This window comes from Anabaena azotica SJ-1 (assembly GCF_047275885.1).
Classification (GTDB): domain Bacteria; phylum Cyanobacteriota; class Cyanobacteriia; order Cyanobacteriales; family Nostocaceae; genus Trichormus_B; species Trichormus_B azotica_A.
The window spans coordinates 458,225-482,829 of record NZ_CP178454.1 but is presented as its reverse complement, the minus strand read 5'-3'; the positions used below and the strand labels follow the sequence as shown (position 1 = coordinate 482,829).

Genomic DNA, 24,605 nt, shown 5'->3' with positions numbered 1-24,605 from the left:
AAGAGTGCCATCAGAGTTAACTTCAGCATTGACAGAGCCACTCCCCAGAAATATTGTTCCTAATGGCAATAGTATGAGACTTGCCAATATTCGATATTACCAAATTTAAGCAAACAGAGGATATATTCATTACTTAGTTTTTAGTTTATACGGAATATAGTATTCCCCAAGTGCGATCGCTGGCCATGAAGCCATGGGAATTATTAGCAAATTTAAGTATCCAAGCAAAATGAATTGCAAATAACTATCTTTTCCTACACGCTACACCTTGTTTTTACTCATCCACAATACTTGTATTCGGTTATAGTGATGATATCAAAGAAACTGGTAAAATATCTTAGATTAAAAAGTCTCAGTGTCTTTAGACTTGAGAACATTAATCTGTTAATAGCTGGTTGTAAAAAACATAGTTCTTCACTCAGTATCGTCTCAACCAACATTAAATAAGTTGTTGAATTTTATCTTTAAACTAAAACTTCTAGAACTCGGCTTGATTCTAGCAGCAGTATTAGGCAGCTACCATCAAGCAAACGCTCAAACTTCCAATTCTCCGACTTCACCACCAGGACGCTTAGAAGATATTCCTGTTGCTCCCTTACCGTCGGATGTGTTACCTCAACCATCAGATCAGGAGCAATTACTTCCAACTGTGCCACTACCGGAACAGCCAACACCAGGAGAGGATGATGCTAATGCCAAATTCCGAATTGATCGCATTGAAGTTGTCGGTAGTACAGTCTTCACACCAAAACAGTTTGCGGTGATTACAGATCCCTTTGTGGGAAGGGATGTATCATTTGTAGAGATATTGCAAGTTAAAGATGCCATCACCAAGCTATACACCGACAATGGTTATGTCACGACAGGGGCTGTAATTACACCGCAGACATTAGAAGCTGGAGTTCTTAAAGTTCAGGTAGTAGAGGGCAGTTTATCAGAAATTAAAATCGTTGGTAATCGGCGATTGCATAGTCAATACATTCGCGATCGCATTCGACTAGGTGCTTCTAAACCCTTGAATATACCGCGCTTAATTGAAAAGCTGCAACTCCTCCGCCTTGATCCGCGCATTCAAAATCTGTCCGCTGAGTTACAGATGGGTGTGTATCCCGGCAGCAATATATTGCAAGTGGAGGTTCAAGAAGCGGACACACTCTCTGTGACAACAACTTTAGATAATGGGCGATCGCCTAGTGTCGGGAGTTTTCGTCGGGGTGTGGATTTCAAAGAAGCCAATTTACTAGGTTTAGGGGACACGCTCAGTCTGGGATACACTAATACCGATGGCAGTAATACTATCAATCTCAATTACAAACTACCGATTAACCCTCGCAATGGTACTGTCTGGTTTGGTTTTAACCAAGGATGGAATCATGTAATTGAAGAACCATTCAGCATCCTGGATATTCAATCACAAACTAGGTCTTATGAATTCGGCTATCGACAACCACTGATACAAAGACCAACCCAGGAATTGGCAGTGGAACTATCATTTTCACGCCAAGAAAGCCAAACTGAATTAGGTCTTAATGATATTGGTGGGTTTCCTTTATATGCAGGTGCAGATGAGGACGGAAAAACGAAAATTTCTGTCCTGCGTTTTACTCAGGAGTATAACCAACGCAGCAATCAAGAAGTTTTTGCAGTGCGATCGCAATTTAGTTTGGGGGTAGATTGGTTCGGAACCAATATCAACGACGATGCACCAGATAGCCGCTTTTTCGCATGGCGAGGACAGGCACAATGGGTACGACAGTTAGCACCAGACACTCTGTTTTTAGCTAAAGGCGATATACAACTAGCAGCAGATAGTCTCGTGCCTTTAGAGCAATTTGGTCTTGGTGGACAACTAAGTGTGCGGGGCTACCGCCAAGATACATTACTGACTGACAATGGCATATTATTTTCAGCTGAATTTCGGTTGCCAATTTTGCGTACCTCCAATCAGGGAGGATTGCTACAACTGACCCCATTCATCGACGTGGGTCAGGGCTGGAATACTAAAGGCGATAATCCATCACCTAATATGTTAATTGGGACTGGGTTAGGACTATTGTGGAAACAGAGTAATAATTTCTCAACCCGTCTGGATTGGGGTATTCCTCTCACATCAGTAGATAGTGAAAAGCGATCGCTCCAGGAAAATGGATTATACTTCTCGGTACAGTATTCGCCATTTTGATAAATTCTGTTCCTACAGGATTTCAAGATATCGACTTTGGCAGAGTAATAATAAATTTTGTTCCTTTGCCAAAATTTGAAAAGCAGTTGATTTGTCCATTGTGTTTATCGACAACAATTTGGTGGCTGATAGCTAATCCTAGACCAGTTCCTTTACCCACAACCTTAGTTGTAAAAGATGGCTCAAAAATTCTAGCTTGCACATCCGGTGGCATACCACAAGCATTATCTTCAATGCAAATTGAAACATTTTGTTGCTCATGATCAACCGATGTAGTAATCGTGATGGTGTAAGGATCAGCAACATCTGTCTTCTGATCTAAATGGTTTTGATGCAAGTCATCAAATGCATCAATTGCATTGGCAATAATGTTCATAAATACCTGGTTCATCTGTCCAGGATAGCAAGTGATAGAAGGCAAAGTACCATATTGCCTAACAACCTCGATTGTGGGGCGATTACCTTGGTTTTTCAAGCGATGTTTCAATAACATTAAGGTACTATCCATCCCTTCATGAATCTGAAACTCCACTTTCGATGAGATATCTGATCGGGCAAAGGTTCTGAGAGAAAGACTGATGTCCTTAAGACGATCAATTCCCTGGTGCATTGAGACAAGAATTTTTGGTAAATCCTTTATCAGATACTCTAAATCAATTTCTTCCAAGAATTCTTCAAGTTCTGGGTCTGGATGTGGTAATTTTTGCTGCTGGAGATGTACCAAATGCAGGATATCCTTTACATATTCCTCAATGTGATAGCAATTTCCACTAATAAAACCAATGGGGTTATTAATCTCATGACCTATACCTGCAACAAGTTGTCCAAGAGTGGACATTTTCTCACTTTGGATGAGTTGTAGTTGCGTTTGTTTTAACTGTTGTAGAGATTGGGTTAACTCTGCGGTGCGTTCTTCGACTCTTTGTTCTAGGGTACGGGTGAGATTGGATATTTTGAGATGTAACTTTAATCTGGCAATGACTTCTTCGTGTTGGAAGGGTTTGGTAATGTAGTCAACTGCACCAATTTCTAGTCCTTTAACTTTGTCTGTAGAATCGCTTAAGGCAGTCATAAAAATGACCGGGGTATTTTGAGTAAGGGGATTAGCTTTTAATCTACGACAAGTTTCAAATCCATCCATACCCGGCATCATGATATCGAGAAGAATCAAATCAGGATGAGCATATTCTGTTTGTCTGATCGCTGACTCTCCATCCGATGCCATCAGAGGTTTCCAACCACATCGCTGAATTGCTTCTGATAAAACTTTGAGATTATTAGGATTGTCATCTACCAAAAGGATGTATGTTGGTTTCAAAACTGGTTCGGTGATCATAAATGCTACTCCCCGGTGACAAATGATTTCAGGAACTGACAAATTTTTGTAGTTTGGAAGTTGGCAGCAAGTTTGCTCATTTCAGTGGTGAAAGGAGCTAGCTGACTGTCTTGCTGAATTAGCTCTTCTATTATTCTCTCAATCTCCGATATATCTCCCATCATCGCCAAATGATAGAGTTGCTGTAAAACATCCTGTGATGGTATGAGCAATTCATCACTATTTTGATGCTGAGGTTGAAAAGACGACGGCAAATATGGAGATTGGGCATAAATCCACTCGACTTTTAGTAGCGATTGCAGGACATTCAATAGTTCCTCAATTTGCAGGGGTTTGGGTAAAAATGCTTTGGCTCCAGCTTGTAAACTCTGTTGCCGATTTTCCTCGAATACACTAGCAGTAGAGATAATGATCGGAATAGAACTAGTTTGTGGATTTTCTTGCAGGTGAACCATTAGCTCCAAGCCATCCATATTAGGCATAGCTAAATCCAACACAATCACATCTGGGTGAGATTCGTTTGCCGTTTGTAGTCCCTGTTTGCCATCACTGGCTTCTAGAATTTGACAGCCAATGTTTTGTAGCAGACTGTTCAACATAGAACGGTGGTTGTCATCATCATCAATAATCAAAATTTGAGGTGCATTACCCCGAATACCGACGACTTTCTGGTGGGTTGGGGCGTAACCCGATGCCTGCCAGTCATGGGAAACTGGTACGGGTACTGTCAAATCCAGCCAAAATATACTACCTTTTCCCAGGTGACTATGTACTTGAATTGGGCTACCCATCAATTGGGCGATTTTTTGACTAATTGCTAATCCCAAACCAGTACCTTCAGATTTTCGCCCTATTTCACCTACTTGTTCAAAGGCCAAAAATATTTTCTCTAATTGGTCTGATGACATCCCGATACCTGTATCTTCTATCTGGAAGCGAATCTTCTGATATGTTGTTTGTGTAGTTTCATTTGTCATTTGTTGAAACTCTGGCTCGATGAAATCTGCTTTAAATGTGACACTACCATGATCTGTAAATTTGATAGCGTTGCCTAGTAAGTTGATTAAGACTTGGCGTAACCGCTTTTCATCTACTTGAATGACAACTGGTAGGCGATCGCTTATGGAAATCTGAAATCCAATTCCCTTCTGCGCTGCTCGGATACTACAAATCTCGCTCACACCATGCAAAAAGCTGGGCAGATGTACATTATTTGCCACCAATTCTAATTTACGAGCTTCTATTTTTGATAAGTCGAGAATATCGTTAATCAACAATAAGAGATGTGAGCCGCATTGGTAAATAATGTTTACACCTTCTCGATCTTTCCGGGTCAGCGTTGGTGATCCCTCTAGCACCTGAGCAAAACCAAGGATGCCATTCAGCGGTGTACGTAGCTCGTGGCTCATATTTGCTAGAAACTCGCTTTTGGCCTGGTTAGCCGCATCAGCTGCTTGCTTGGCTTCCAGTAGTTCATAAGTTCGCTCTTCAACTTTTAACTCCAGAGTTTTGGAATAATCTAAAAGTTGACCATTGGCAATTTCTAGTTGCTGATTAGTTTCTTCTAGCTTCTGTTGTTTATAGGTATTAGTTGTAGCGATTACACAGATGAGAAAGGTAGTTAAGGAAGGTGTAACTGGAATCAAAAGCCCATGTAAAAATATTCCATAGCCACCCCCCAGCAATCCTGCACTGATGCCTACAGTTGCCCAAAGAATTTTTCCCCCAGGAATCTTTGTTCCCTGACGCGCACTGACTAACCACCAACTACCGCTAGAACCAATTACAGACCACAAAATAATCCAAAGTGAGGCTGCTATACCAGAAACACCAGACAGGTTGCCTTTCCCTGTTTTTGCCCCTCGTACTAGTTGATGGGCAATATTGGCATGGATCACTACTCCAGGTGTTGCTTCCCCCGATGCAGGTTTTTGGATAGAAATAAAGGAAGAACTAAATGGTGTGTCAAAGAAGTCTTTGGCACTGACAGCGGTTGACCCAATAAACACTATGCGATCGCGCATCAGGTCTGGGGAAATTTTTCCTGCTAGCACATCGCGCATGGCAACTTTGCGAAACGCAGTTTCTGAACCATGCCAGTTGAGGAGAATTTGATAGCCTCCTAAATCGTTTTCGGTATAACCTGCTACGGTATTTTCTAATGGCAAGAAGATTTGCTTGCCCAGTTTAAACTTCTGCTGCTTTGGATCAACGGATTCTAAGGTGATGTTTTCGGCTTCCAGGTACTTGATTGCTACAACGGTAGCCAATCCTCCTTTGGTTTGGTCGTTTGCTTGGGCATCATTCGCTGTCAAGAGGGCGCGACGTACATGGCGATCGCCATCCAACAACAAATCGGCTAATCCTACCTGCTCTTTTTTCAGTTCAGGTGGCGGTTTGACACGCTCACCGCTAATTTTTTCCACACCAATCAAGTTAGGAGTCGTGCGGAAAATTTCAACGAGTTGTTCATACCCATTACCTTCTGGTAAATCCCGATAGAGATCCAAGCCGATAACGCGGGGTTGTTGCGATCGGATAATTTTCAGTAATTGTGCTAGTGAGCTATCTGGAACTGGCCATTTACCAACTGCTTGGATATCTTGTTCATCAATTGTGACAATAATAATTTCGTCAGCTAATGTCTTTGGCGAACACCCCAGAAAAGTTCCTGTTTCACACGAACGCATTCGCACCCATTCATCACGCAGTTTCCACTCAGGCAAATTAAAAATTCCCAACAACTGCCCAATAATTACTGTTAAGGCAACACTAGGAGTAATAATCAAAACGCTCCGAGTGCCTTGGATACAAGCTTGGAATTTACGCCACATATTTCCGTTATAGGCTTAAATGAGGGTTTGTGAAAAAAGTTTTTTCGTGATAGCGTAGCGTGGCGTAAGCCATGAAGTAGAAATCAGAAGTTAGGAACACAAGTGAAGAAGTTTTAAAATCATTTAAAAATTTAAACAGTGTTTGAATTCTGATACTATCCAGCCTTATTTTTGGCATTTTCTCTAGCTTGAATAATCCCAAGGTTATTAATATATCAGGATTTTATAGCCTTTCCCACTAAGAGGTTGTTTTAAAAGTCATGATTGCTGTATCAAATATTTTTTTACCCCTCCCGATTTTCTTGTTTCCCCCCTTGATAAGGAGGTAAAAAAGTGCTTAAAATCACGGTATACCACTTTTAAAACATCCTCTAAGGGCGAGATACAAAATTACCCCTCCCCAACCCTCCCTTGGTAAGGTAAGGAGGGGAGAGTGTTCGACAGCGCGGGTAGGGTGTATTTCATGAACTTGAAAATTGCTATATGTTTATTCGGCAAGTAGTTAAGTTAGGACGCATCTAAATTTAATTTAGTGAAGTTAGAAAATAAGCGATCAAACTGTTCCCTGTTCCCTGTTACCTCATCTCAACCACCAATTTAAATGCGTGACAGCTTAATTAATATTGATTAGTATTGGAAATTAGGGATTGGGTATGAGGAAGAAATTTTCCTGTTCCCCACTCCCTAGTACCACGGGGCAAAAGTAAAAAGTAAAAAATCAAAATGAATACGGCGTGAGCTTTTCAAAGATTTGAAATGGGTGGTTTATTTACGCCGTACTGTACTAGTGCCTAATTAGCAGATGATGTTAATAATGGAGCTTTGACAATCTCCTTCAAGCTAACAGAGGAGAGGAGTTCTTCCCACTGTTTGACGATATTTACATTATTGGGTTGGGAGATGTACAGTGTGGCTAGTGTTTCCACACAGTCATACCAAACTCCATATTTACAGAAGGTATTTGCTCGTTTTAAAGCATCCTTTTCCTGCATCGCTGTTGCCATTTCAGCAGTAGGTTGGATACGCTGAATCCAACCATCGACGTAAGGTGTACTAGGACTGAGTTTCCCATTCACTTTCAGCGCCAGAAACCATTGGTAGTTTTTTCCTGCGGCTAAAGCTGGTGCATCTGCGGGTAATTTGATTGCAATCACCCCAGTTTTTTCTGCAACAGGAATGGTCATTTGATAGTATGTATTGCCAGCTTCATTTTTGAGACTGAATACAACTTCTTCTGCATTAGAGGTAGGGAGATATACCAGAATTGTGGGACGTTCAGACACCGTTGTGCCATAGAAGCTTTCGGGTAGGAGGGCGATCAAGGCTGCTGGGCCTACTGCTCCTATAATTGAAGGATTTAAGTAGTAAGTACCAACGCGAGAAGCTCCTCCACTTGCTTGTTTGGGAGCGCCTTGACTACTAGAAGCAGGTGTAAAAAGGTTGCCTCTGGAAGCTCCCCCACTGGCTTGTTTGGGAGCGCCTTGACCAGGAGCAGGTGTAAAAAGGTTGCCTCTGGAAGCTGCCCCACTTACCTGTTTGGGAGCGCCTTGACCAGGAGCAGGTGTAAAAAGGTTGCCTCTGGAAGCTCCCCCACTGGCTTGTTTGGGAGCGCCTTGACCAGGAGCAGGTGTAAAAAGGTTGCCTCTGGAAGCTCCCCCACTACCCTGTCTAGGTGCGCTATTATTGGTTGGTGGGGTAAATGTAACAGCATAGGCACTGTTCCATATACCGCTAGTCAGTAGAGCTATTAAACTCAATATACTAGCTAAATATCGAGGTTTCATGATTCAGACCCCTGTATGAAAAAAGGTAATACCAAGCACATTATTTAGTTTTTTCCTCCTTACCTTATAATAAGATATTTAGCAACGGCTAAAAAATTTATACATAAAATTTATATATGACTCATGATCGGTAATGATATACGTTGAGATTAATTCTCAAATTAATCTGGAAATTTTCTACCGAAATACAGGGATTTTCAGGCTCTAAATAACATAACTTTGTACCTCTACACTTGCTTGGTTAAAAAAATTTAAACTGCTATTGAGAATAGGTTCTAGCTTTATTCAGCAAACTCTGTTTAGTCTAAGTTAGCACAAGAAAAAGTAAAACATCAGAAGTCAGATGAGTCACTAATATCTAAGTTCTAAATACTGAACTATACGCTTTCTAAACATTTCTAGGGAATATATAAAGATGGTGCAAAGGATGATATTTCTTTAAGTAATATCACGTGCCTTAAAGCCAATTACCAACTAGAACGAAGGCAGACCAAAAGAAAGGATTGAGGAAATCAGTTTGGCGAATCAGGTTGATCTGGGCTTGTCGTAGTGCTTCGGCTTTAGTGATTTTGGGTTGCCGCAGATAGTCATAGAAGCGCGTCATGAGGATCTCCGCGGCTTTATCTTTGACAGGCCAGAGAGTGGCGATAGTTGAACGGGCTCCTGATTTGATAGCCAAGCCTGCTAATCCCAGAACGGCACGATCATCTCCGGCGGCGGTATCGCAGGCACTCAGTACCAATAATTCGATCGCTTGTGATGAATCGCCACTACGATTTTTCAGGAGTTCAGACAACTCTTTAACATTCACTTGTCCATTCCAGGTAAGTAAGAAGGTGTCTTCTAGACGGGAACTGAACTGTCCGTGGGTTGCTAGATGAACAATATCGGCACGACCAGATTTGATGCGGTCGGCGAGGGATTGATTCGTAAAGTTCTGGTTTAGTAACATTGAAGATGGTAGTGTCTGGGCAATTTGTTTGACTTCTAATTCAACAGCAGGTAAAGCACTAAAACCATTACGCGATTCACTGATACCAGCAACGATCGCCTTAATTTTAGTTTGCTGGAATGATTTGACAGCCATCAGTTGCAACCCAGGAGAGAGAGCCATAGCATATTTTTCAATCAGATATTGCTGACCATCAAAGAGGGCGGCTATGGGTATGTTTCGCAATTTACCATCTAACACAAACACTAATGTTTTGGTGTTTTTCAACGCTTGTTCTTGTTCAGCGGGACGAATCAGCCAATCATAAATTTGTTGAGACAGGCGAGTTTGTTCTTGGAAATCGGAAACAGGATTGAGAGATATTAAGAAACGATCGAGTGTTTGTTCGATTTCAGTTTGTGATTTGTGTGTCACATAGTAGCGCAGCGGTTGTCCAGCTTGGGAGAGAATCACTGCGAGGCGATCGCTTAAGATGATGGGATAAATAATTGTGGCTGTGGGATCAACATTGTCAATCTGCTGGGCTTTATCTAAACAAGCTTCACGGAAAAAGTTATCCAGTTCGGCAATTTGCAGCGACTCAATCAATTCACGAGCTTGCATTAAAGTAGGTTGTGTTGGGTTTTCATCCAGAAGTAAACTTACCAATTCCCGATACACAGGTTCTACGCTTTCGCGGAAAGAAAATTGAACATCAGGGTTAACGGCGACCATATCTCCTCGCAGAGCCTTTAATGATTTAATGGCTTCTGTATAAGCTTTAATTGCCTCTGGGCGATCGCCTTGTTGCTTATACAATCGTCCTACCTGCCATGCGGATTGAGCAATGATGTCGTCAGCCTGGAGTTGACGGGCAATATTGAGGGATCTCTGGGCTAATTCCTTGGCTTTGGTTAACTGATTTGTACGATGGTAAATTTGTCCCCATTGATGTAGTGCATAGGCTTGAGCGCGAGCATCCTGAATTTGTTGTGCAGATTTAACCGTGACTGACATCAGGTTTGATAGTTCTGGAATTGGTAGAACTTGTTCCACCTTTTCCAATCTATTCAAAGTAGCCACAAAATTAATTGTTGCGTAGAGGGAACTATGACTAGGTGGTAGTGTTAACAACTGTTGTTGTAATTGAGATGCCAGGGAAGTTATATATTCTATTTTGTCGTAATCTACCAATAATTTGAAAGCAGCTAAACGTGCTTGTAAAAGTTCATTTGCGTTCGTAGCTGTTGTTTGTGCGTCTTCAAAGTAGTTTAATGCTGCTTCTGGGTCTTGGGAGTCAGAGGCAACTTTCCCTAAAACCACCAGAATGGAATTTAACTGAGTTTTAGCGTTAATTTTATTGGCTATGGCTAAACTTTGTTCTAAAACTTCCTGGCTTTTGCTATCACCGATCGCATGCAGAGCTAAACCCAGGGATCTCAAACCACTAACTTTAATTTCCGAATCTGGCATTACAGCTAACTTTTGCGTTAGCATCTCCAACTGCTGTTTTGATCGACGGTAAAATCCCAATGTTTGTAAGGCTTGTGCTTGGTTGATCTGACTACCCAAGCTGCCCATATTGTCGCCCGCTTGTTCATAATATTTTTGAGCTTGTTGCCAAATGGCTAGTGCGGTTTCCGCCTTGGATGTACGTAGTTCTAAATTTGCTTGAGTATTCAGTATTTGCGCCCAGACTATAGCATCAAAAGTAGGTTTAGTGGTTTGCAAAATCTTCACACTTTCTTCGATAGATTGTCTGGCCGCTTCCCATTGGTTGAGTTCCTGTTGTGCCAATGACAGATAACTTAAGCTTAGGGCTTCATTGGTGCGATCGCCTTGAGTATGGTAATTTTTTGCAGATTTTTGCCAAGCTATCACGGCCTCTGCATAGCGTCCTGATTGATAGAGATTACGCCCCTGTTCTAATCCGTTAATGGGTTCAGGATTTGATAATGACACCTTGAAGGTAGGAGTCGTCTTTATCTGTATAGATGCTTTTACAGGAGTAATGGTAACTGTTAAACACAAGCTTATAATACTTAAGCAAAGATAAAACCAACGATTGTGTTTGATAGAGAAAATCATAGAAGTATACGGTATCCGAAAAATTTAGCTTCTTTAAGTCTGAGAAGGAAACAATACAAGGAACTTTAATCTCTGTGTTTTCAATTAAAGGTTAAGTTTGTTAACGCTGATGATTTCAAAACGATAGTTCCAAAAGCATAGACATATATCTCACTTTAACCTCAAACCAGTAATCATACTCCAACCTAATTTACATGATTAAGGTAAAACTAACAACTTGAAGTTTCCGTAGTCCAATTCAGCTTTTGAACTCTGTTCGGATAATTGTCTTAATCTCTCCACAAAATCTACACAATTACTTTGTAAAGTAGTTACAACCCTATTAAACCGACTCGGTAACAAAATCCCCCAGAGTTATCATACCAGGGGATTTTTTAATCTCAAATACAGTTTTTCTTAATAAATTTGCCACTCTGTCAGCGTGATAACTTTTCAATTGAATATAAAATCTCTAGATAGTTAACAAAAAGGGAACAATTGTCTAAAATCAGTAATGAATTTAAGCCCCCATTGATAGTTTTGAATTTTTAATTACCCGCAGGATTTTGATCTAGCTTTTCTTATAGCAGTAGCCAAAATTGTTAGGACATTTTTCTATTGTCTGTTCCCTGTTCCCTGTTCCCTTTGAATCAAAATATGATGTCCTAACTGATATGTCCGTTGCTATATGAATACTAATTGTCCTTAAAAGCTAACAACTGTCGATCATTTATTCTTCCTAATTGGTGCAGAGTATTCACAATTTCCGAAATAGTTAAAACCGAGTGACCATGATAACCATTTTCCTGTAACCTGTCTTTTACGCCTTGTTCATGGTCAATAAAAACCACAATATCATTAACCTTTAATCCCGCTGATTTTAACTTTTCAGCACCTTCCATCACACTTTTACCACTGATGAGAATATCATCAACCACCGCCACAATTTCACCAGGATGAAAATTCCCTTCAATTACCCTGCGTGTACCATGTGCTTTTACCTCCTTGCGCGGAAAAATCATCGGACAATGCAGCCGTAAAGATAAACCAGTTGCTGTAGGTAAAGAACCATAGGGAATACCAGCCAATCTATCAAATGTGAGAGTCCTTAAAATTTCCTCATAAGCACTAAGAACCTGATTAAACACTTGAGGATTAGAAATAATTTTCCGCAAATCAACGTAATAAGGAAAAGTTGCACCTGATGCTTGGACAAACTCGCCAAACATAATACAACCAATATCAAAAAGTTGTAAAATTAAATCTTGATGAGGGTGTTTATTTTTAACATCAATATCAGGAAACCAGATATCACAACTAGAAGCATCATGGATAAAATCACTTCTAAATTGATTAATTTCTGTACGTAAATATTGAATATCCTCAGATAAATTCACACTACCTAACATATCTTGAGGAACAGGAATCAACAAACCATCACCATTAGCATTTAAACCTGCTGCTAAAATTTGTTGAAGATTCCCATCTCCAGCCCAAATACTCCGCGCCATAATGATTCTTTCGGGAGCAAGTGAACGGATAGATTTTAAAACCTCAGCATTTGTTGTTCCTACTTCCAAACCTAATTGTTCAGGAGTTCCCCAGTTTTTTGATTCCTGTACAACTTGTAAATAAAGCGGTGAATTATAATTAGGATATTGCTGTAAAATCGCAGCACTTGGATTAGAAGTACAACACAAAATAAACACAGCTTTATCAGGATAAACTAAAAATGGTGCAACATGATCCTGACCAGTATAGGGACTAAGAGTAACAGCATCTACCAGCCATTCTGTAAACACAGTCTGGGCAAAAATGCTGCTAGTATTTAAATCACCATGTTTAGCATCTAAAATAATCGGAATATGTTTAGGAATAGATTTTAATGTTTTGATTAATAATTCTAAACCAGGTACACCTAAAGCTTCATAAAATCCCAAAGTTGGTTTATAAGCACAAACAAAATCACTGGTTTCTGCAATCATGAATTGCAACCAAGTTTCCAAACCTGTCATCATATCAGAAGATTGATAACGGCTAGGAATCATTTCAGGATTGGGATCAAGTCCTACAAATAGTAAGCTTTGATTTTCGGAAATAGTTCTATTTAATTTATCAAAAAAAATCATTTTAAATTTCCTATTAAATTAAAATTTCAACTTCTTGCGCTATACTTGTAGGTTCAGGAATTGGTAAACCTTCCTCGATTAAACCTTATAGATGAAATTCTATAGCTTCAACAATCAGTTGTTGGACTTCTGCTAATGTTTCACCCACTGCTACACACCCCAGTAAGTCAGGAACATAAGCACCATAACTTGTATTTCCTTTTTCAATTACTACTGTATAACGCATTATTCTTCCTCCAATTTACAACCCCGCAAACCATTCATAACCCTGATCTTCCCAATAACCTTTAAAAGCTGATAACTGGCTGGTTAAAGTAATTCGCGTTACCCATTTACTTTGTTTATAACCTAATTTAATAGGGGAAGCTAAACGCAAAGGCGCACCATTTTCAACAGGCAATTTTTCACCATTCTTTTGATATGCTAATAAAGTTTGAGGATGGGTAGCTGATGCTAAGTCCCAACTTTCATAATAACCATCGGCTGATTCAAAAAAAGCATATTTAACATTTGCTTGGGGTTGAGCTAAAGTAATTAAATCACGTAAACGAATACCACCCCATTGGACAATTGCAGCCCATCCTTCAACGCAAACATGACGAATAATCATAGAAGTTAAAGGTAAAGCTTGAATATCTGTCATGCTTAAATTCAGGGGATTATTTACTTCACCATCAATAATTAACCGGAATTTATCAATATCAATAATTGGTGTATTGCGGAAACTGTTAATGATTAAAGCTTCTGGTTGAATTTCACTAACAGCAAATTCTGGTACAAGTTTCTGCGGTTGAAAAATTAATTCTTCAACTTTTTGATTTAGAGGTTCTGAAAGTTTACCTACTAAATCTTCTAATGCTGGTGTACCACAACCACCAAGAAACAAACCTATACTAGAAATACCTGAAATTTGTAAAAACTTGCGACGGTTAAATCGAGGTTTAACTATATGAATTATGTCTTTTTTATGAGTATGTTTCATGATTTAATAATTCCCCTAATTAAAATTTATCACAAAAAGTGTGTATCTATTTGATAATAATCTAGGACTTACGCAGAATTTCTCTAAACGCTCTTTCCTTCGGGCCGCTGCGCGAACTCGGTTCATTTTTCTGTTACTTTTGCGTAAATCCTATAATCAAAAAACTATCTGTGTTCATCTGCGTTTATCTGCGTTCAATTATTAATTCAAAGAACTACCAAAACATAGATCCTGTAAGTTCTTCTCCCCCAGCTTTTTGTCCCAAACGCCAATGAATTATGACAAATATTACCACCAATGGCACAGAGGCAAAATGGACAATTCTTAATGCTTGCCAATCACCAAACATATCAACTATCCAAGGAAATTGAGCAGGTTTATACATTCCGATGCCTGTCAAGATTGCCAACAACAGTATGGGAATAATAGATGTGTAAATAATTCGATGCCAAGCATAATTTAAACGTTTAGGATTTTGCGCTTTTTGTAAAGCTTTAATATCATTACTGCCTACAAATCTATGTCGCCAACGTCGGGTAATGAAAATATAAATACCATATCCTAAAAGATTGAGGGAAAATAGCCACATAGCTGCAAAATGCCAGTGTCTACCACCTGCTAACCAAGCACCTAATGTGAAAATGGGGGGAATATGCAAACCTGCACGACCACCAAAAACGGGATTGGCGTTGTAAATTTGCAATCCACTGGTAATCATTAAAAACAGACTGATGATATTAATAGAGTGGAAGATTTTAGCCGCTATTGCTTGGGTGGGTAATTTGGGGGGTTTGGCAGGAGAATTCATAGAGGTAATATTGAGGCTTGGTCAGAAAAGTAGCAGATGTCTATTGTAATTCTACCCTCACCACTACTTTACTTTTTCCCACCAATACCGTTGCACAAGTGTTTGTCGCTTTCGCTGACATCAGGATTATTCTTTAAAGGATTATTCTCTAAATAATCGCGTACCCAATCACAACTATTCACAAGTAAAATATCTACCGACCAAGGCCACAACCGCACTGTCCCGTCAGATGATGCCGTAGCAATGATTTTACCGTCGGGGCTGAAACTCACACTATTGACTGGACTCTGATGCTTAAATTCCTGAATCAGTTGCCCCTGCAAGTTCCACAACCGCGCTGTTTTGTCAGATGATGCCGTTGCGATCGCTTTTCCGTCCGGGCTGAAACTCACATTTCTGACTAAACCCTGATGCTTAAATTCCTGAATCAGTTGCCCCTGCAAGTTCCACAACCGCGCTGTCCCGTCTTGTGATGCCGTAGCAATTGTTTTACCGTCGGGGCTGAAACTCACACTATTGACTATACCCTGATGCTTAAATTTCTGAATCAGTTGCCCCTGCAAGTTCCACAACTGCGCTGTTGTGTCATAAGATGTCGTTGCAATGGTTTGACCGTCCGGGCTGAAACTCACATTATTGACTATACCCTGATGCCCCTCTAACCGATTGCGTTCTCTGCCCTCAAAAAGAACTTTATAGAAGGCCTTGAAATTTTCTACGTTAGTTGTTTGTTGGCTGTGTAGGATTTTTCCTGCCTTAATTGCTGTGACAAAAGCCTCTAAGTCTTTATGTTCATTAACTAGAGACTGGGAATATCGACTAAGCGATTCGGCTTGATTGAGTTCCGATTGGTTTTTCTGATTCCAAGCCGTCAAACCCAATCCACTGCTAATTACCACCGCCCCCAGGGAACTTACCACAATTCCCCACATAGCTCTCATTCCCTGCTTCTTGATGAGATCGCGATCTTTGATACTCTGTGTGATAAATTCTTTCTCATCAATTAAATCTTCTGGGCGTTCCTTCAGTTTTTCTTCTGCTTCTGCTAATGCTGCACCACGCAACAATGAACCCTTATCTTTATCCGTTGCTTCCCATTGTCCCTTTGCTGCCCGCAGTCGCTCTTGCCAAGCTCTAAAAACGCGGTCTTTATTCATCCATCCTCGCAGTTCTCCCCAATTCCGAATCAGAGCTTCATGGACTACTTCCACCGTATCTTTATCTTCAGAATTGCGGCTTGTCACCACCAACCGAGCATCAGCCAATTGTTTTACCAAAGACCAGCTTTGCTCCTCTAATTCCGCTTTCATCGCTATGCGTCTTGTATCCTCTGCTCCCTCACCCGGACGCACCAATTGAATAAAAATACGTCTAACTTTTTCTTTCTCGTCATCTGTCAAGTTGTGATATTTTTCATCAGCATGACGAGCTAAAGCACCTTCTACTCGACCAATTTCTTCATAGATTTTGTGAGTCAATTGTCTACCCGTTCGCTTGTTCCACAACTGAGTCAAAGCAAACTCTAACAAAGGTAAATTTCCAGGTTGGTTTTCTACATCTTTGAGAATGCGTTCTACCAGTCCTGTTTCAAAAGTCACTCCCAACTTACCCGCTGGTTTTTCAATGACTTGTGTTAGTTCCTCATGCTTCATCGCTCTGATTTTAATATCAGCACTTCGCAATACATCAGCAAATCGGGGATATGAAAGCGCATTCCCCAAGAAATCTGCCCGCATTGTTGTCACCAAAACCGTAGTCGATGAAGAAGGGGAAGCAGGAGTACCTAAACCGTCTAATAAGCAGTCGAGAAACTTACGGCGAATTTCCTCATCGTTACAGAGAGTGTAGATTTCTTCAAATTGGTCAGCAATCAGTAGCAACCGATAATTGGGGTGATTGCGTTGAATAGAGCTAAATATACGAGAAAGTGGCGTTCCGTTTTGAAGAGATTGAGCCAGCTTACCCGCCTGAGTTATTTTATCGGTAGAATCTGTCTCTGACCTGTAAAGTGGAATAAGTGCTTCAGCCAAGGCGTAAAATGGATCTTTGTCTGAACCAGGACGGAAGTGAGTAAACTGCCAATTACCCTCTTTTTGTAATTTAGGAACAAGTCCAGCTAATACCACTGAAGATTTACCACTTCCTGATGCACCTAGCACCGGAATAAAATTTTTGGTTTTAGTGGCACCATAAAGTTCTTCTATAAATATTTCTCGCCCAAAGAACACATCGGCATCATTGGGTCCAAAATGAAATAAACCGCGATAGGGACAAGGGATATCTTTATCAACAGCGTCGGTAGATACAGCAGGTGCTACTCTTGCTTCTTCTCGATAGTAGTAGTTGGTAATGGTGATAGTTGCATTGCCAGTCGCTGAGGTAGCAGCGTATTCAGCCCCTGTAACCCTTTGTTGAATCTCGTCACCTTGATCAGACATGACAGCTACCCTGATTAATTAATTTATAGTCTCAGTCCTCCTTTGATGTGCCTTTTTCAGTGATGCCACTGATGCTTGCATTACCAGAACCAGAGGTAGCGGCATATTTGACATTACTGATATTTTGGTTAATAATCTGCTGTCCACCGGGCTGTTCTTTAACTTGATTGAGTAAATTTTCAGCTAACTTAATAATTTCGTCATTCTTTTCAAGTTTATCAAGCCCCGATTCTATTAACTCATCTTCCAAAAGAGCTTGCGTCTTTTCTGGTTTCTGTTCAAATTTATCTAGAATTGTGGATGAATCCGTTTTTCCTTGCTCTGCAAACTTCTTCTTAATCAACGTTTTCAAACCCAGATAGGCATCTTTAACGGCTGTTCCGGCGGTATCCTTAGCAGCACCAGCAGCACCAGCAGCCAAAGCTGTGATAATCAGAGAAATAGGGTCTATCATTAGGGAAAATACTGAATTTTGATATCTAGATTATCACAGGATATGCAACTGATTCTTTATTCCCTATTTAAAAATTTTAGTTCTTGTATTCAAAATTACAATTGAAACGAAGCAGTTAATGCCACCGCTAAAGCATCCGCTGCATCATCTGGTCTGGGAAGTTCATCTAAATCCAACTCTCGCATCACAGCATCTTGGACTTCTGCCTTATCGGCTTTGCCATAATTTGTCAAAGCTTGTTTAATTTGAGGAGGGGCGAACTCTACATAGGGAAGTTTGCGTTGTCCCAAAACTAGCATCAACACACCCCTAGCTTGTGCAACAACAATAGTATTTGCCATACGATAGAAGAATAATTTTTCAATTGCCACCAAATCCGGTTGCAAATCGTCCATCAGGGTGTGCAAATCGTCAAATAAAGTACACAGTCGCTGACTCATTTCCATGTCGGCTGAAGTGCGAATTACGCCGAAATCCAGCATCTTTACGGTTGTATCTTGTACTTTACCTTGACTTTGACTCCATGCGATCGCCCCAAATCCCACAATTGCCAGTCCTGGGTCTAATCCTAAAATTCGCTTTTCCATAAAATTTCCATAAAATTTATTGATTTTTACTAAATCAGGGTACATAACTCAAGTTACGCTTCGAGTTAGCGACCAGGGGGAATAAAAGAATCAGCACTTCAGGTGTTTTTGCTGGCGTGGCCTGCGGTCGAAAGTATTTAGAATTGATTTTCACCCTTGGACTTGAAACCAGGTGGTGTACAGTTCTGTTAAACAATGTTTGTACCCACTGTTCCCTATTAGGTATGTCAATCGGTTTTCTTAGACAAGCTATCAACGCCCTACAACTCCAGTCTCACAGCCGCACTTCCCATCGGGTCAACCAGTGGTTTAAGTGGTTATCACCTGGATTAGCGGTAAAACGCTGGTTTTTCGTCAGTGTGGGGGGTTTTTTACTGGCAAGTTTGGGGTTGGCTATTTGGATTAAGCTAACCCCAATTTTTTGGATATTAGAGTTTCTCAGAGGTTTGCTAGGTTTCCTCACGGACATCCTTCCCAACTATATCAGCGGACCTTTAGTTTTGCTGGGTGGTATCTTGCTGCTGTTGTGGGGACAATCCCGCACGGTAGGTTCAATTACAGAAGTGCTAAGACCACAGGGAGATGAGGAAGAACTAATAGATGTCCTCCTTGCACATCGCCGTTTATACCGGGGTCCAAAAATTGTCGTCATTGGTGGCGGTACTGGACTTTCTACTTTACTCAGGGGCTTAAAAACCTACAGTGCAAATATTACTGCTATTGTTACCGTGGCTGATGATGGTGGTTCGTCTGGTAGGTTGCGTCAGGAATTTGGCGTTTTACCTCCTGGGGACATTCGCAATTGTTTGGCTGCACTAGCTGATGAAGAAAAGTTATTAACAGAATTGTTTCAATATCGTTTCCGTGCGGGAGATGGGTTGACAGGTCACAGTTTTGGTAACTTGTTTTTAACTGCCATGACTGATATTACTGGAGATTTAGAAAGGGCAGTTGCAGCTAGTTCCAAAGTTTTGGCGGTGAGAGGACAAGTTTTACCCGCAACCCTGAGTGATGTTCGTCTCTGGGCAGAATTAGAAGATGGCCGCCGGATTGAAGGTGAATCTAGCATTCCCAAAGCCGGCGGAAAAATTGTTCAAATTGGCTGTATACCAGAAAACCCTCCCGCCTTACCCGCAGCGATTAAAGCCATTAAAGAAGCTGATTACATTATTATTGGCCCGGGTAGTTTGTATACTAGTTTAATACCTAATTTATTAGTACCAGAAATTGCCGATGCGATCGCCGCCCAAAATATTCCCCGTATCTATATCTGCAATATCATGACCCAACCAGGAGAAACAGAAGGATACACCGTAGGCGAACACATCCAAGCCATTGATAAAGCTTGTGGCGACAGAAGGCTATTTGATGCCGTACTAGTACATAAAAAAACCCCATCAGCCCAAGCCCTCATTCGCTACGCCCAGCAAAATTCCCATCCCGTTTTCCTAGACCGAGAAACCGTCATCAAACTAGGTAGAAGAATAGTTCCCTCTAACATCTTGTATGAAGACGAAACCGGATTTGTTCGCCACGACCCACAAAAACTAGCCAAGGTTTTATTGAAATGGTACAGTGGAGCGCAGCATGGGAAGTAATCGGAGTGGGGGATGAGGGAGCAGGGGAGCAGGGGAGCAGGGGAGATGAGGGAGATGGGGGAACAGGGGAGCAGGGGAGCAGGGGAGCAGGGGAAATAATTTTCTTAATGCCCAATCACCAATTACCAATCACCAATCACCAATCACCAATTACCAATTACCAATCACCAATCACCAATCACCAATCACCAATCACCAATCACCAATCACCAATGATTAATAACTAATGACTAAACTTTTCCTTCCTAATACACAAGCAACACAGCAGTTAGGTATATCCTTGGGGAAAAATCTGACTGTTGGAAGTGTCATATTACTAGAAGGTGATTTAGGTGCCGGCAAAACTACCTTAGTGCAGGGTATTGGTAAAGGCTTGGGTATAAATGAATCCATTGTCAGTCCCACCTTTACCCTGATTAATGAATACACAGAAGGACGAATTCCCCTGTATCATCTGGATTTGTATCGTCTAGAACCCCAAGAAGTAGCAGGATTGAATTTAGAAAGTTACTGGGAAGGGATAGAAGTAACACCGGGAATAGTCGCTATTGAGTGGGCAGAAAGAATGCCATATCTACCTGATAGCTATTTCAGGGTATGCTTAAAATCGGGTGAAGATGGCGATGGCGATCGTCAAGTAGAAATAACATCTGTGAATTGTCAAATCATAGATAATCTCATATCCAGTTAAAGCATTAAAATTTCTCCTTCATCTCCTTCTGAACTCCTTCTATATTTAGATTACACCATCACCTAGATGTGCTTTCAAAGAAGCAAAATGTTGTCCACCTAATTCAATTTGTTCTGCTACACACCCATGTTTTAACCTATCAACTAGATAATCCATATCATGAGCAATAAAATTTGTACCATGATCTGGTTCTATCAAACTAACCAACTTAATATTTTTCGTTTGTTGGCTAGCTAAATTAGAAAGACCCAAAAAATTAAACACACCAGATTCATAAGTTCCACAGGGTACAGAAGGATTATTAACACCAACACAATATTCATTTTCTTGAAACCAATCAAATGCCGGATAACCGTGAAAATGAACAATTGGCGCACCATTTTTGATTAATTCTGGCGTATATAAAGCAGCAGCCAGACTAATAGCCAGCATCACATAGATATCATAAGAAGGTTTGAAATCAGATTTACGTGACAAATTTCCTACAGGTAACTGCAAATGTAAATCATCTTTTAAACCAATACGAATAATATCTTGTTCAAGATTCAAGTCCGTTTTATTAGAACCAGAACGAGAACTCACTAGCCAAATATCAGGAATTTGCTTAAATACATATTCTCCATTAATAATGATTTTTATATAACGTCTACCTTCCTCATTTTTACGAATCTCATTACTACTAAATCCAGCAACAGGTAATAATTTATCCCATTCATAAGTAGATATTTCTGGTTTTCCTACATAGCAGGGAGGTTCAGCATAAGCCACAAAACCGTAAGAAACACCAGTTCTACCATTAACAATGACATTGACAATATCTCTGTGGGATTTTCTTTTAATAACTTCAGCCAGCTTAAATCCAGGTGGAAATAGACCAGTCGAAGCCAATTCTTGACCTAATTGAACCAATTTATGGGTATATTTAGATATATAAGGATCATATTCTCCTATTTTAAATCTACTCATTAATAGAGGAGTTATAGGTACAAAAACTTTAGGAATAAGTGATTTTGAAACAAAAGTATCCATTTCTGATTTAAAAAAAATAGAATCAGAAAGATTCATATTCAGGATAGAAATTTGATCAGGAGATACGCCAATTACAATTTCTGAAAATGTTTTAATTAATGTATTAATACCAATCTTAATTTTTTCCTGATATTTCGTTAAAGGATTGATAAAATCATAATTTATATCACCAAGAATAATCACTTGCGTATTGGTTGGATCTTCAACATATTTAGCAGCATGATCTTCAGCCCAACTACTTAATTTAGCAATTTGGACAACAGACATTTTTTGCTGATTGAGTAACCAAGGATAAGATAACTTATAAAAAGTTTCAGCTATGAATATTCCCAACTTTCTCAGCCATGAATTTGGTCGTTCCACATCTATTACAGCATCAACTTCTGCCCTAACTCCCTTAATTTTAAAAGAGCGATTCCAATTTAATAGAGGAATTTTAATATCATAAAAAACATCTGTTGTCGCTTCCTGCCAAGATAGAACATTAACCCCAAAATTCTTTAATTTTAATGCTAATTCATGCCGGAATTTCATAATAATTTGATTATGATAGCCATCAGGTAAAGGTCTAAATGTAACATTGAGGTTTTGAGCCATTAATTTAGGGTTAATAATTGGTGGCTGATATCCTACAGGTGATTCACCAGCAAAACCACCAATTAATCTACCGATTGTTTGCAAACTTATTCCTTGAGACAAAGGTTCAGAAGCAGATTTTGTAACAATGTTCATCTCCTGTAATAATGCTAAAATATCTCCTTTATATGTAGCTATTTCTGCCTGAATTGTTGGTGTTATTACACCTTTTGGAGAACGGATATTAAGTTTTTTATTTTCTACCCAAAATTGAACACCTTGTTGAGTGAGTTTCGCCAAAATTTCTGATGCGTTCATGAATCAAGCTCCCAGTTTTTAACGAACTATAAAGAATAGAGAAAAGAAGACACTTTGCTGAATGATATTTCCTCCATTCTGGCAAAGTGTCCGTCTTATAGGAGGAAAAACTTTAAATTCTTTAGTGCTGATATTTCAATACGGTGCAGTTAAGCATTTTTGTAGGTTGTATGAAGCGATAACGAAACCTAACAACAAATTGAGCATTAACTGAACTGTATTGGTTTAGATTTGCAAAATTTCTGATTCTGAATTTTCTAATTCTTCAGCTAAACGTTGTGCTAATTCTTCAATAGTAGGGTAATACCATAAATGAATGAGAGATAATTTAAATCCCAAAAATTTCTCAGCTTGATTAGCGATAATCATAGCTTGTGCTGAATCTAAACCATAGCTGTCTAATGGTTCTTTAATATCTATTTCATCTGGTTCAACTCCCAATAAAGTAGAAATATTGGCAACTAACCAAGCTTGAATATCCGCTGAAGTGTAAGCTTGTTTTCCAGGTAAATTATCAAGATGATCGCTCATTTATGCACCTCTCAACTGCAAAGAATCTGATGATATATGCAAAATATTGTCAATAGTTTGGTCTACAAGCTCCTCCATAGTTTCTCTACTAATTGCAGGTTGAGAAAAAACAAAATTTAACAGCATTTTGTCTTGAAAAGTTGCCACATTAAGGATAAACATACCTGCATACAAAGCATGAGAACCTGCAAAACTGATTTCTTCTAGTTCTAATTCACCATAAGTTTTAGGAATGTTTACTTTGCCAATATTAGATAATGAAACTGTAGCGGCTACTTGTTGGGGAAAGAGAAAACAAAAATTGATCAGATGCTTGGCAATCAATACCATATTAAAAATATCACCATGCTTGATGCCAGTTTCTAGCGTTTGTTTTACTTCCCGTGCTAATTCCCAGAAAGATGTATGGGTTTTAATATCGTGAAATCCCATTAAAGACGTAGCTAAAGTAGATAGGTGTTCTTCACTGATTGGAGGTTGAAACCGCCTACGTAAATCAAGATGAGATAGACAATTAACTCGCACAGATTTTTGATTAGGTTGGAATATTTTTCTAGCTACTGTCAACATGAGTGCAGCAGATAAAGCACTGTGAATTGTAGTTTTTTCTTGTTTGCATTTTTGCACAAACATCTCAGTTAATTCAGGATCAAGTTGTCTGTGAATAATTTCACTTTGTCGCCTGTTAATAGAGACATATTTTTCAAAGCCTAATGATTTTGGTTGGTGATAAAGTTTCAAAAGTCCAATTTTTAGCAATAATATAATGCTGCTGATATTTCCTCTCCAACCTTGGGTACTTTTTGGTAGTAGTTTTTCAATAGTTGGTAATGCTTCTAAGGTGGTGACTGGTTGAAGAGTTTCGCCAGATGAAATTTGTTGACAATAATTTAAGATTTCTGAGTGAAGCTGAATGCTTGATAATCCATCACAAATTGCATGGTGAATTGTTGTAATTAAGTAACTAAAATTTGGTTCATCTAGAACATGAACAAGCACTACTCGCAATAAACATTTACTACTATCAATTTCTTGATTCATTTCTTGGTTAACAATTTCTGTCCATTGTTTCTCAGGCAAATCATGAACAATTCTTAAACCGATTCTATTTGTACCTGCTGTTTGAAAATAGAAATTGTTTCTAAAATGTATAATGCAGGAATTGAGCCGAGGATGGCGATATTGAATAATGTCTAAAGCCTGTCGGAGAACTGCTTCTTGGAGGTTGCCTTTAATGCGACTAATGGTAACTAAATTCCATGTCTTAGCTCGTCTATTCAGGATCTCCATTGTTCCTTCTATACTGCTTAATTTTCTGTTATCTGGCATA

17 protein-coding genes and 1 pseudogene are annotated in these 24,605 nt (G+C 39.6%); 4 read left to right on the top strand and 14 right to left on the bottom strand.

The genetic code is table 11. The annotated features are described in order from the left end of the window. Window positions 1-451 precede the first annotated feature (451 nt). Entirely contained in the window at window positions 452-2,182 is a 1,731-nt protein-coding gene (locus ACLLO5_RS02045) for a ShlB/FhaC/HecB family hemolysin secretion/activation protein (protein ID WP_413173833.1), read from the top strand. A gap of 22 nt (window positions 2,183-2,204) precedes the next feature. Here ACLLO5_RS02045 and ACLLO5_RS02040 read toward each other — a convergent pair whose 3' ends face one another. The 11 genes and pseudogenes from ACLLO5_RS02040 to ruvC form a co-directional block, all read right to left on the bottom strand. Then, on the bottom strand, window positions 2,205-3,518 hold the full coding sequence (locus ACLLO5_RS02040) for a response regulator (protein ID WP_413173832.1): 1,314 nt from the start codon (window positions 3,516-3,518) through the stop codon (window positions 2,205-2,207). A 5-nt stretch (window positions 3,519-3,523) separates the two neighbouring features. Further along, window positions 3,524-6,352, bottom strand: a complete 2,829-nt coding sequence (locus ACLLO5_RS02035; RefSeq protein WP_413173831.1) for a CHASE2 domain-containing protein — start codon at window positions 6,350-6,352, stop codon at window positions 3,524-3,526. A 791-nt stretch (window positions 6,353-7,143) separates the two neighbouring features. Further along, complete coding sequence (locus ACLLO5_RS02030; RefSeq protein WP_413173830.1) at window positions 7,144-8,136, bottom strand: DUF928 domain-containing protein; 993 nt, start codon at window positions 8,134-8,136, stop codon at window positions 7,144-7,146. Between the two features lie 457 nt (window positions 8,137-8,593). Next, on the bottom strand, window positions 8,594-11,155 hold the full coding sequence (locus ACLLO5_RS02025; protein WP_413173829.1) for a CHAT domain-containing protein: 2,562 nt from the start codon (window positions 11,153-11,155) through the stop codon (window positions 8,594-8,596). Window positions 11,156-11,829: 674 nt separating this feature from the next. Further along, window positions 11,830-13,263, bottom strand: coding sequence for a bifunctional orotidine-5'-phosphate decarboxylase/orotate phosphoribosyltransferase (locus ACLLO5_RS02020; protein WP_413173828.1), 1,434 nt, complete (start codon window positions 13,261-13,263; stop codon window positions 11,830-11,832). A 13-nt stretch (window positions 13,264-13,276) separates the two neighbouring features. Next, window positions 13,277-13,489, bottom strand: a pseudogene (locus tag ACLLO5_RS02015) (type II toxin-antitoxin system HicB family antitoxin). A gap of 15 nt (window positions 13,490-13,504) precedes the next feature. Continuing rightward, entirely contained in the window at window positions 13,505-14,245 is a 741-nt protein-coding gene (locus ACLLO5_RS02010; protein ID WP_413173827.1) for a molybdopterin-dependent oxidoreductase, read from the bottom strand. 214 nt (window positions 14,246-14,459) lie between these two features. Then, window positions 14,460-15,053: a cytochrome b/b6 domain-containing protein gene (locus tag ACLLO5_RS02005; protein WP_413173826.1), complete on the bottom strand. Its 594-nt coding sequence runs from the start codon at window positions 15,051-15,053 to the stop codon at window positions 14,460-14,462. 68 nt (window positions 15,054-15,121) lie between these two features. Further along, window positions 15,122-17,491, bottom strand: coding sequence for a WD40 repeat domain-containing protein (locus ACLLO5_RS02000; RefSeq protein ID WP_413173825.1), 2,370 nt, complete (start codon window positions 17,489-17,491; stop codon window positions 15,122-15,124). A 31-nt stretch (window positions 17,492-17,522) separates the two neighbouring features. Continuing rightward, entirely contained in the window at window positions 17,523-17,945 is a 423-nt protein-coding gene (locus ACLLO5_RS01995; RefSeq protein ID WP_413173824.1) for a hypothetical protein, read from the bottom strand. A gap of 95 nt (window positions 17,946-18,040) precedes the next feature. Further along, entirely contained in the window at window positions 18,041-18,532 is a 492-nt protein-coding gene (gene ruvC, locus ACLLO5_RS01990; RefSeq protein ID WP_413173823.1) for a crossover junction endodeoxyribonuclease RuvC, read from the bottom strand. A 224-nt stretch (window positions 18,533-18,756) separates the two neighbouring features. On the opposite strand from ruvC, the gene ACLLO5_RS01985 reads away from it, so the two are divergent. The 3 genes from ACLLO5_RS01985 to tsaE are packed head-to-tail and all read left to right on the top strand — an operon-like array spanning window position 18,757 to window position 20,821. Further along, the gene (locus ACLLO5_RS01985; protein WP_413173822.1) at window positions 18,757-20,130 is read left to right on the top strand and encodes a gluconeogenesis factor YvcK family protein; all 1,374 of its coding nucleotides are present in this window, start codon (window positions 18,757-18,759) and stop codon (window positions 20,128-20,130) included. After that, window positions 20,100-20,357, top strand: a complete 258-nt coding sequence (locus tag ACLLO5_RS01980; RefSeq protein ID WP_413173821.1) for a hypothetical protein — start codon at window positions 20,100-20,102, stop codon at window positions 20,355-20,357. Before ACLLO5_RS01985 ends, ACLLO5_RS01980 begins: the two co-directional genes overlap by 31 nt. Beyond that, window positions 20,357-20,821: a tRNA (adenosine(37)-N6)-threonylcarbamoyltransferase complex ATPase subunit type 1 TsaE gene (gene tsaE, locus ACLLO5_RS01975; RefSeq protein WP_413173820.1), complete on the top strand. Its 465-nt coding sequence runs from the start codon at window positions 20,357-20,359 to the stop codon at window positions 20,819-20,821. Before ACLLO5_RS01980 ends, tsaE begins: the two co-directional genes overlap by 1 nt. Before the next feature lie 45 nt (window positions 20,822-20,866). On the opposite strand, the gene ACLLO5_RS01970 is transcribed toward tsaE, so the two are convergent. The 3 genes from ACLLO5_RS01970 to ACLLO5_RS01960 form a co-directional block, all read right to left on the bottom strand. After that, window positions 20,867-22,744 (bottom strand): hypothetical protein, encoded by a 1,878-nt coding sequence (locus ACLLO5_RS01970; protein WP_413173819.1) that lies wholly within the window; start codon window positions 22,742-22,744, stop codon window positions 20,867-20,869. A gap of 225 nt (window positions 22,745-22,969) precedes the next feature. Further along, a complete protein-coding gene (locus ACLLO5_RS01965; RefSeq protein WP_413173818.1) occupies window positions 22,970-23,275 on the bottom strand; it encodes a phosphopantetheine-binding protein in 306 nt (101 codons plus the stop codon). After that, the gene (locus tag ACLLO5_RS01960; RefSeq protein WP_413173817.1) at window positions 23,276-24,604 is read right to left on the bottom strand and encodes a phthiocerol/phthiodiolone dimycocerosyl transferase family protein; all 1,329 of its coding nucleotides are present in this window, start codon (window positions 24,602-24,604) and stop codon (window positions 23,276-23,278) included. Window position 24,605 lies beyond the last annotated feature (1 nt).

What these genes read in the sequence shown, in the direction of transcription:
- ACLLO5_RS02040 (WP_413173832.1), bottom strand. Translation starts at nt 3,518, where the DNA reads ATGATCACCGAACCAGTTTTGAAACCAACATACATCCTTTTGGTAGAT.
- ACLLO5_RS02035 (WP_413173831.1), bottom strand. Translation starts at nt 6,352, where the DNA reads ATGTGGCGTAAATTCCAAGCTTGTATCCAAGGCACTCGGAGCGTTTTG.
- ACLLO5_RS02030 (WP_413173830.1), bottom strand. Translation starts at nt 8,136, where the DNA reads ATGAAACCTCGATATTTAGCTAGTATATTGAGTTTAATAGCTCTACTG.
- ACLLO5_RS02025 (WP_413173829.1), bottom strand. Translation starts at nt 11,155, where the DNA reads ATGATTTTCTCTATCAAACACAATCGTTGGTTTTATCTTTGCTTAAGT.
- ACLLO5_RS02020 (WP_413173828.1), bottom strand. Translation starts at nt 13,263, where the DNA reads ATGATTTTTTTTGATAAATTAAATAGAACTATTTCCGAAAATCAAAGC.
- ACLLO5_RS02010 (WP_413173827.1), bottom strand. Translation starts at nt 14,245, where the DNA reads ATGAAACATACTCATAAAAAAGACATAATTCATATAGTTAAACCTCGA.
- ACLLO5_RS02005 (WP_413173826.1), bottom strand. Translation starts at nt 15,053, where the DNA reads ATGAATTCTCCTGCCAAACCCCCCAAATTACCCACCCAAGCAATAGCG.
- ACLLO5_RS02000 (WP_413173825.1), bottom strand. Translation starts at nt 17,491, where the DNA reads ATGTCTGATCAAGGTGACGAGATTCAACAAAGGGTTACAGGGGCTGAA.
- ACLLO5_RS01995 (WP_413173824.1), bottom strand. Translation starts at nt 17,945, where the DNA reads ATGATAGACCCTATTTCTCTGATTATCACAGCTTTGGCTGCTGGTGCT.
- ruvC (WP_413173823.1), bottom strand. Translation starts at nt 18,532, where the DNA reads ATGGAAAAGCGAATTTTAGGATTAGACCCAGGACTGGCAATTGTGGGA.
- ACLLO5_RS01985 (WP_413173822.1), top strand. Translation starts at nt 18,757, where the DNA reads ATGTCAATCGGTTTTCTTAGACAAGCTATCAACGCCCTACAACTCCAG.
- ACLLO5_RS01980 (WP_413173821.1), top strand. Translation starts at nt 20,100, where the DNA reads ATGGTACAGTGGAGCGCAGCATGGGAAGTAATCGGAGTGGGGGATGAG.
- tsaE (WP_413173820.1), top strand. Translation starts at nt 20,357, where the DNA reads ATGACTAAACTTTTCCTTCCTAATACACAAGCAACACAGCAGTTAGGT.
- ACLLO5_RS01970 (WP_413173819.1), bottom strand. Translation starts at nt 22,744, where the DNA reads ATGAACGCATCAGAAATTTTGGCGAAACTCACTCAACAAGGTGTTCAA.
- ACLLO5_RS01965 (WP_413173818.1), bottom strand. Translation starts at nt 23,275, where the DNA reads ATGAGCGATCATCTTGATAATTTACCTGGAAAACAAGCTTACACTTCA.
- ACLLO5_RS01960 (WP_413173817.1), bottom strand. Translation starts at nt 24,604, where the DNA reads ATGCCAGATAACAGAAAATTAAGCAGTATAGAAGGAACAATGGAGATC.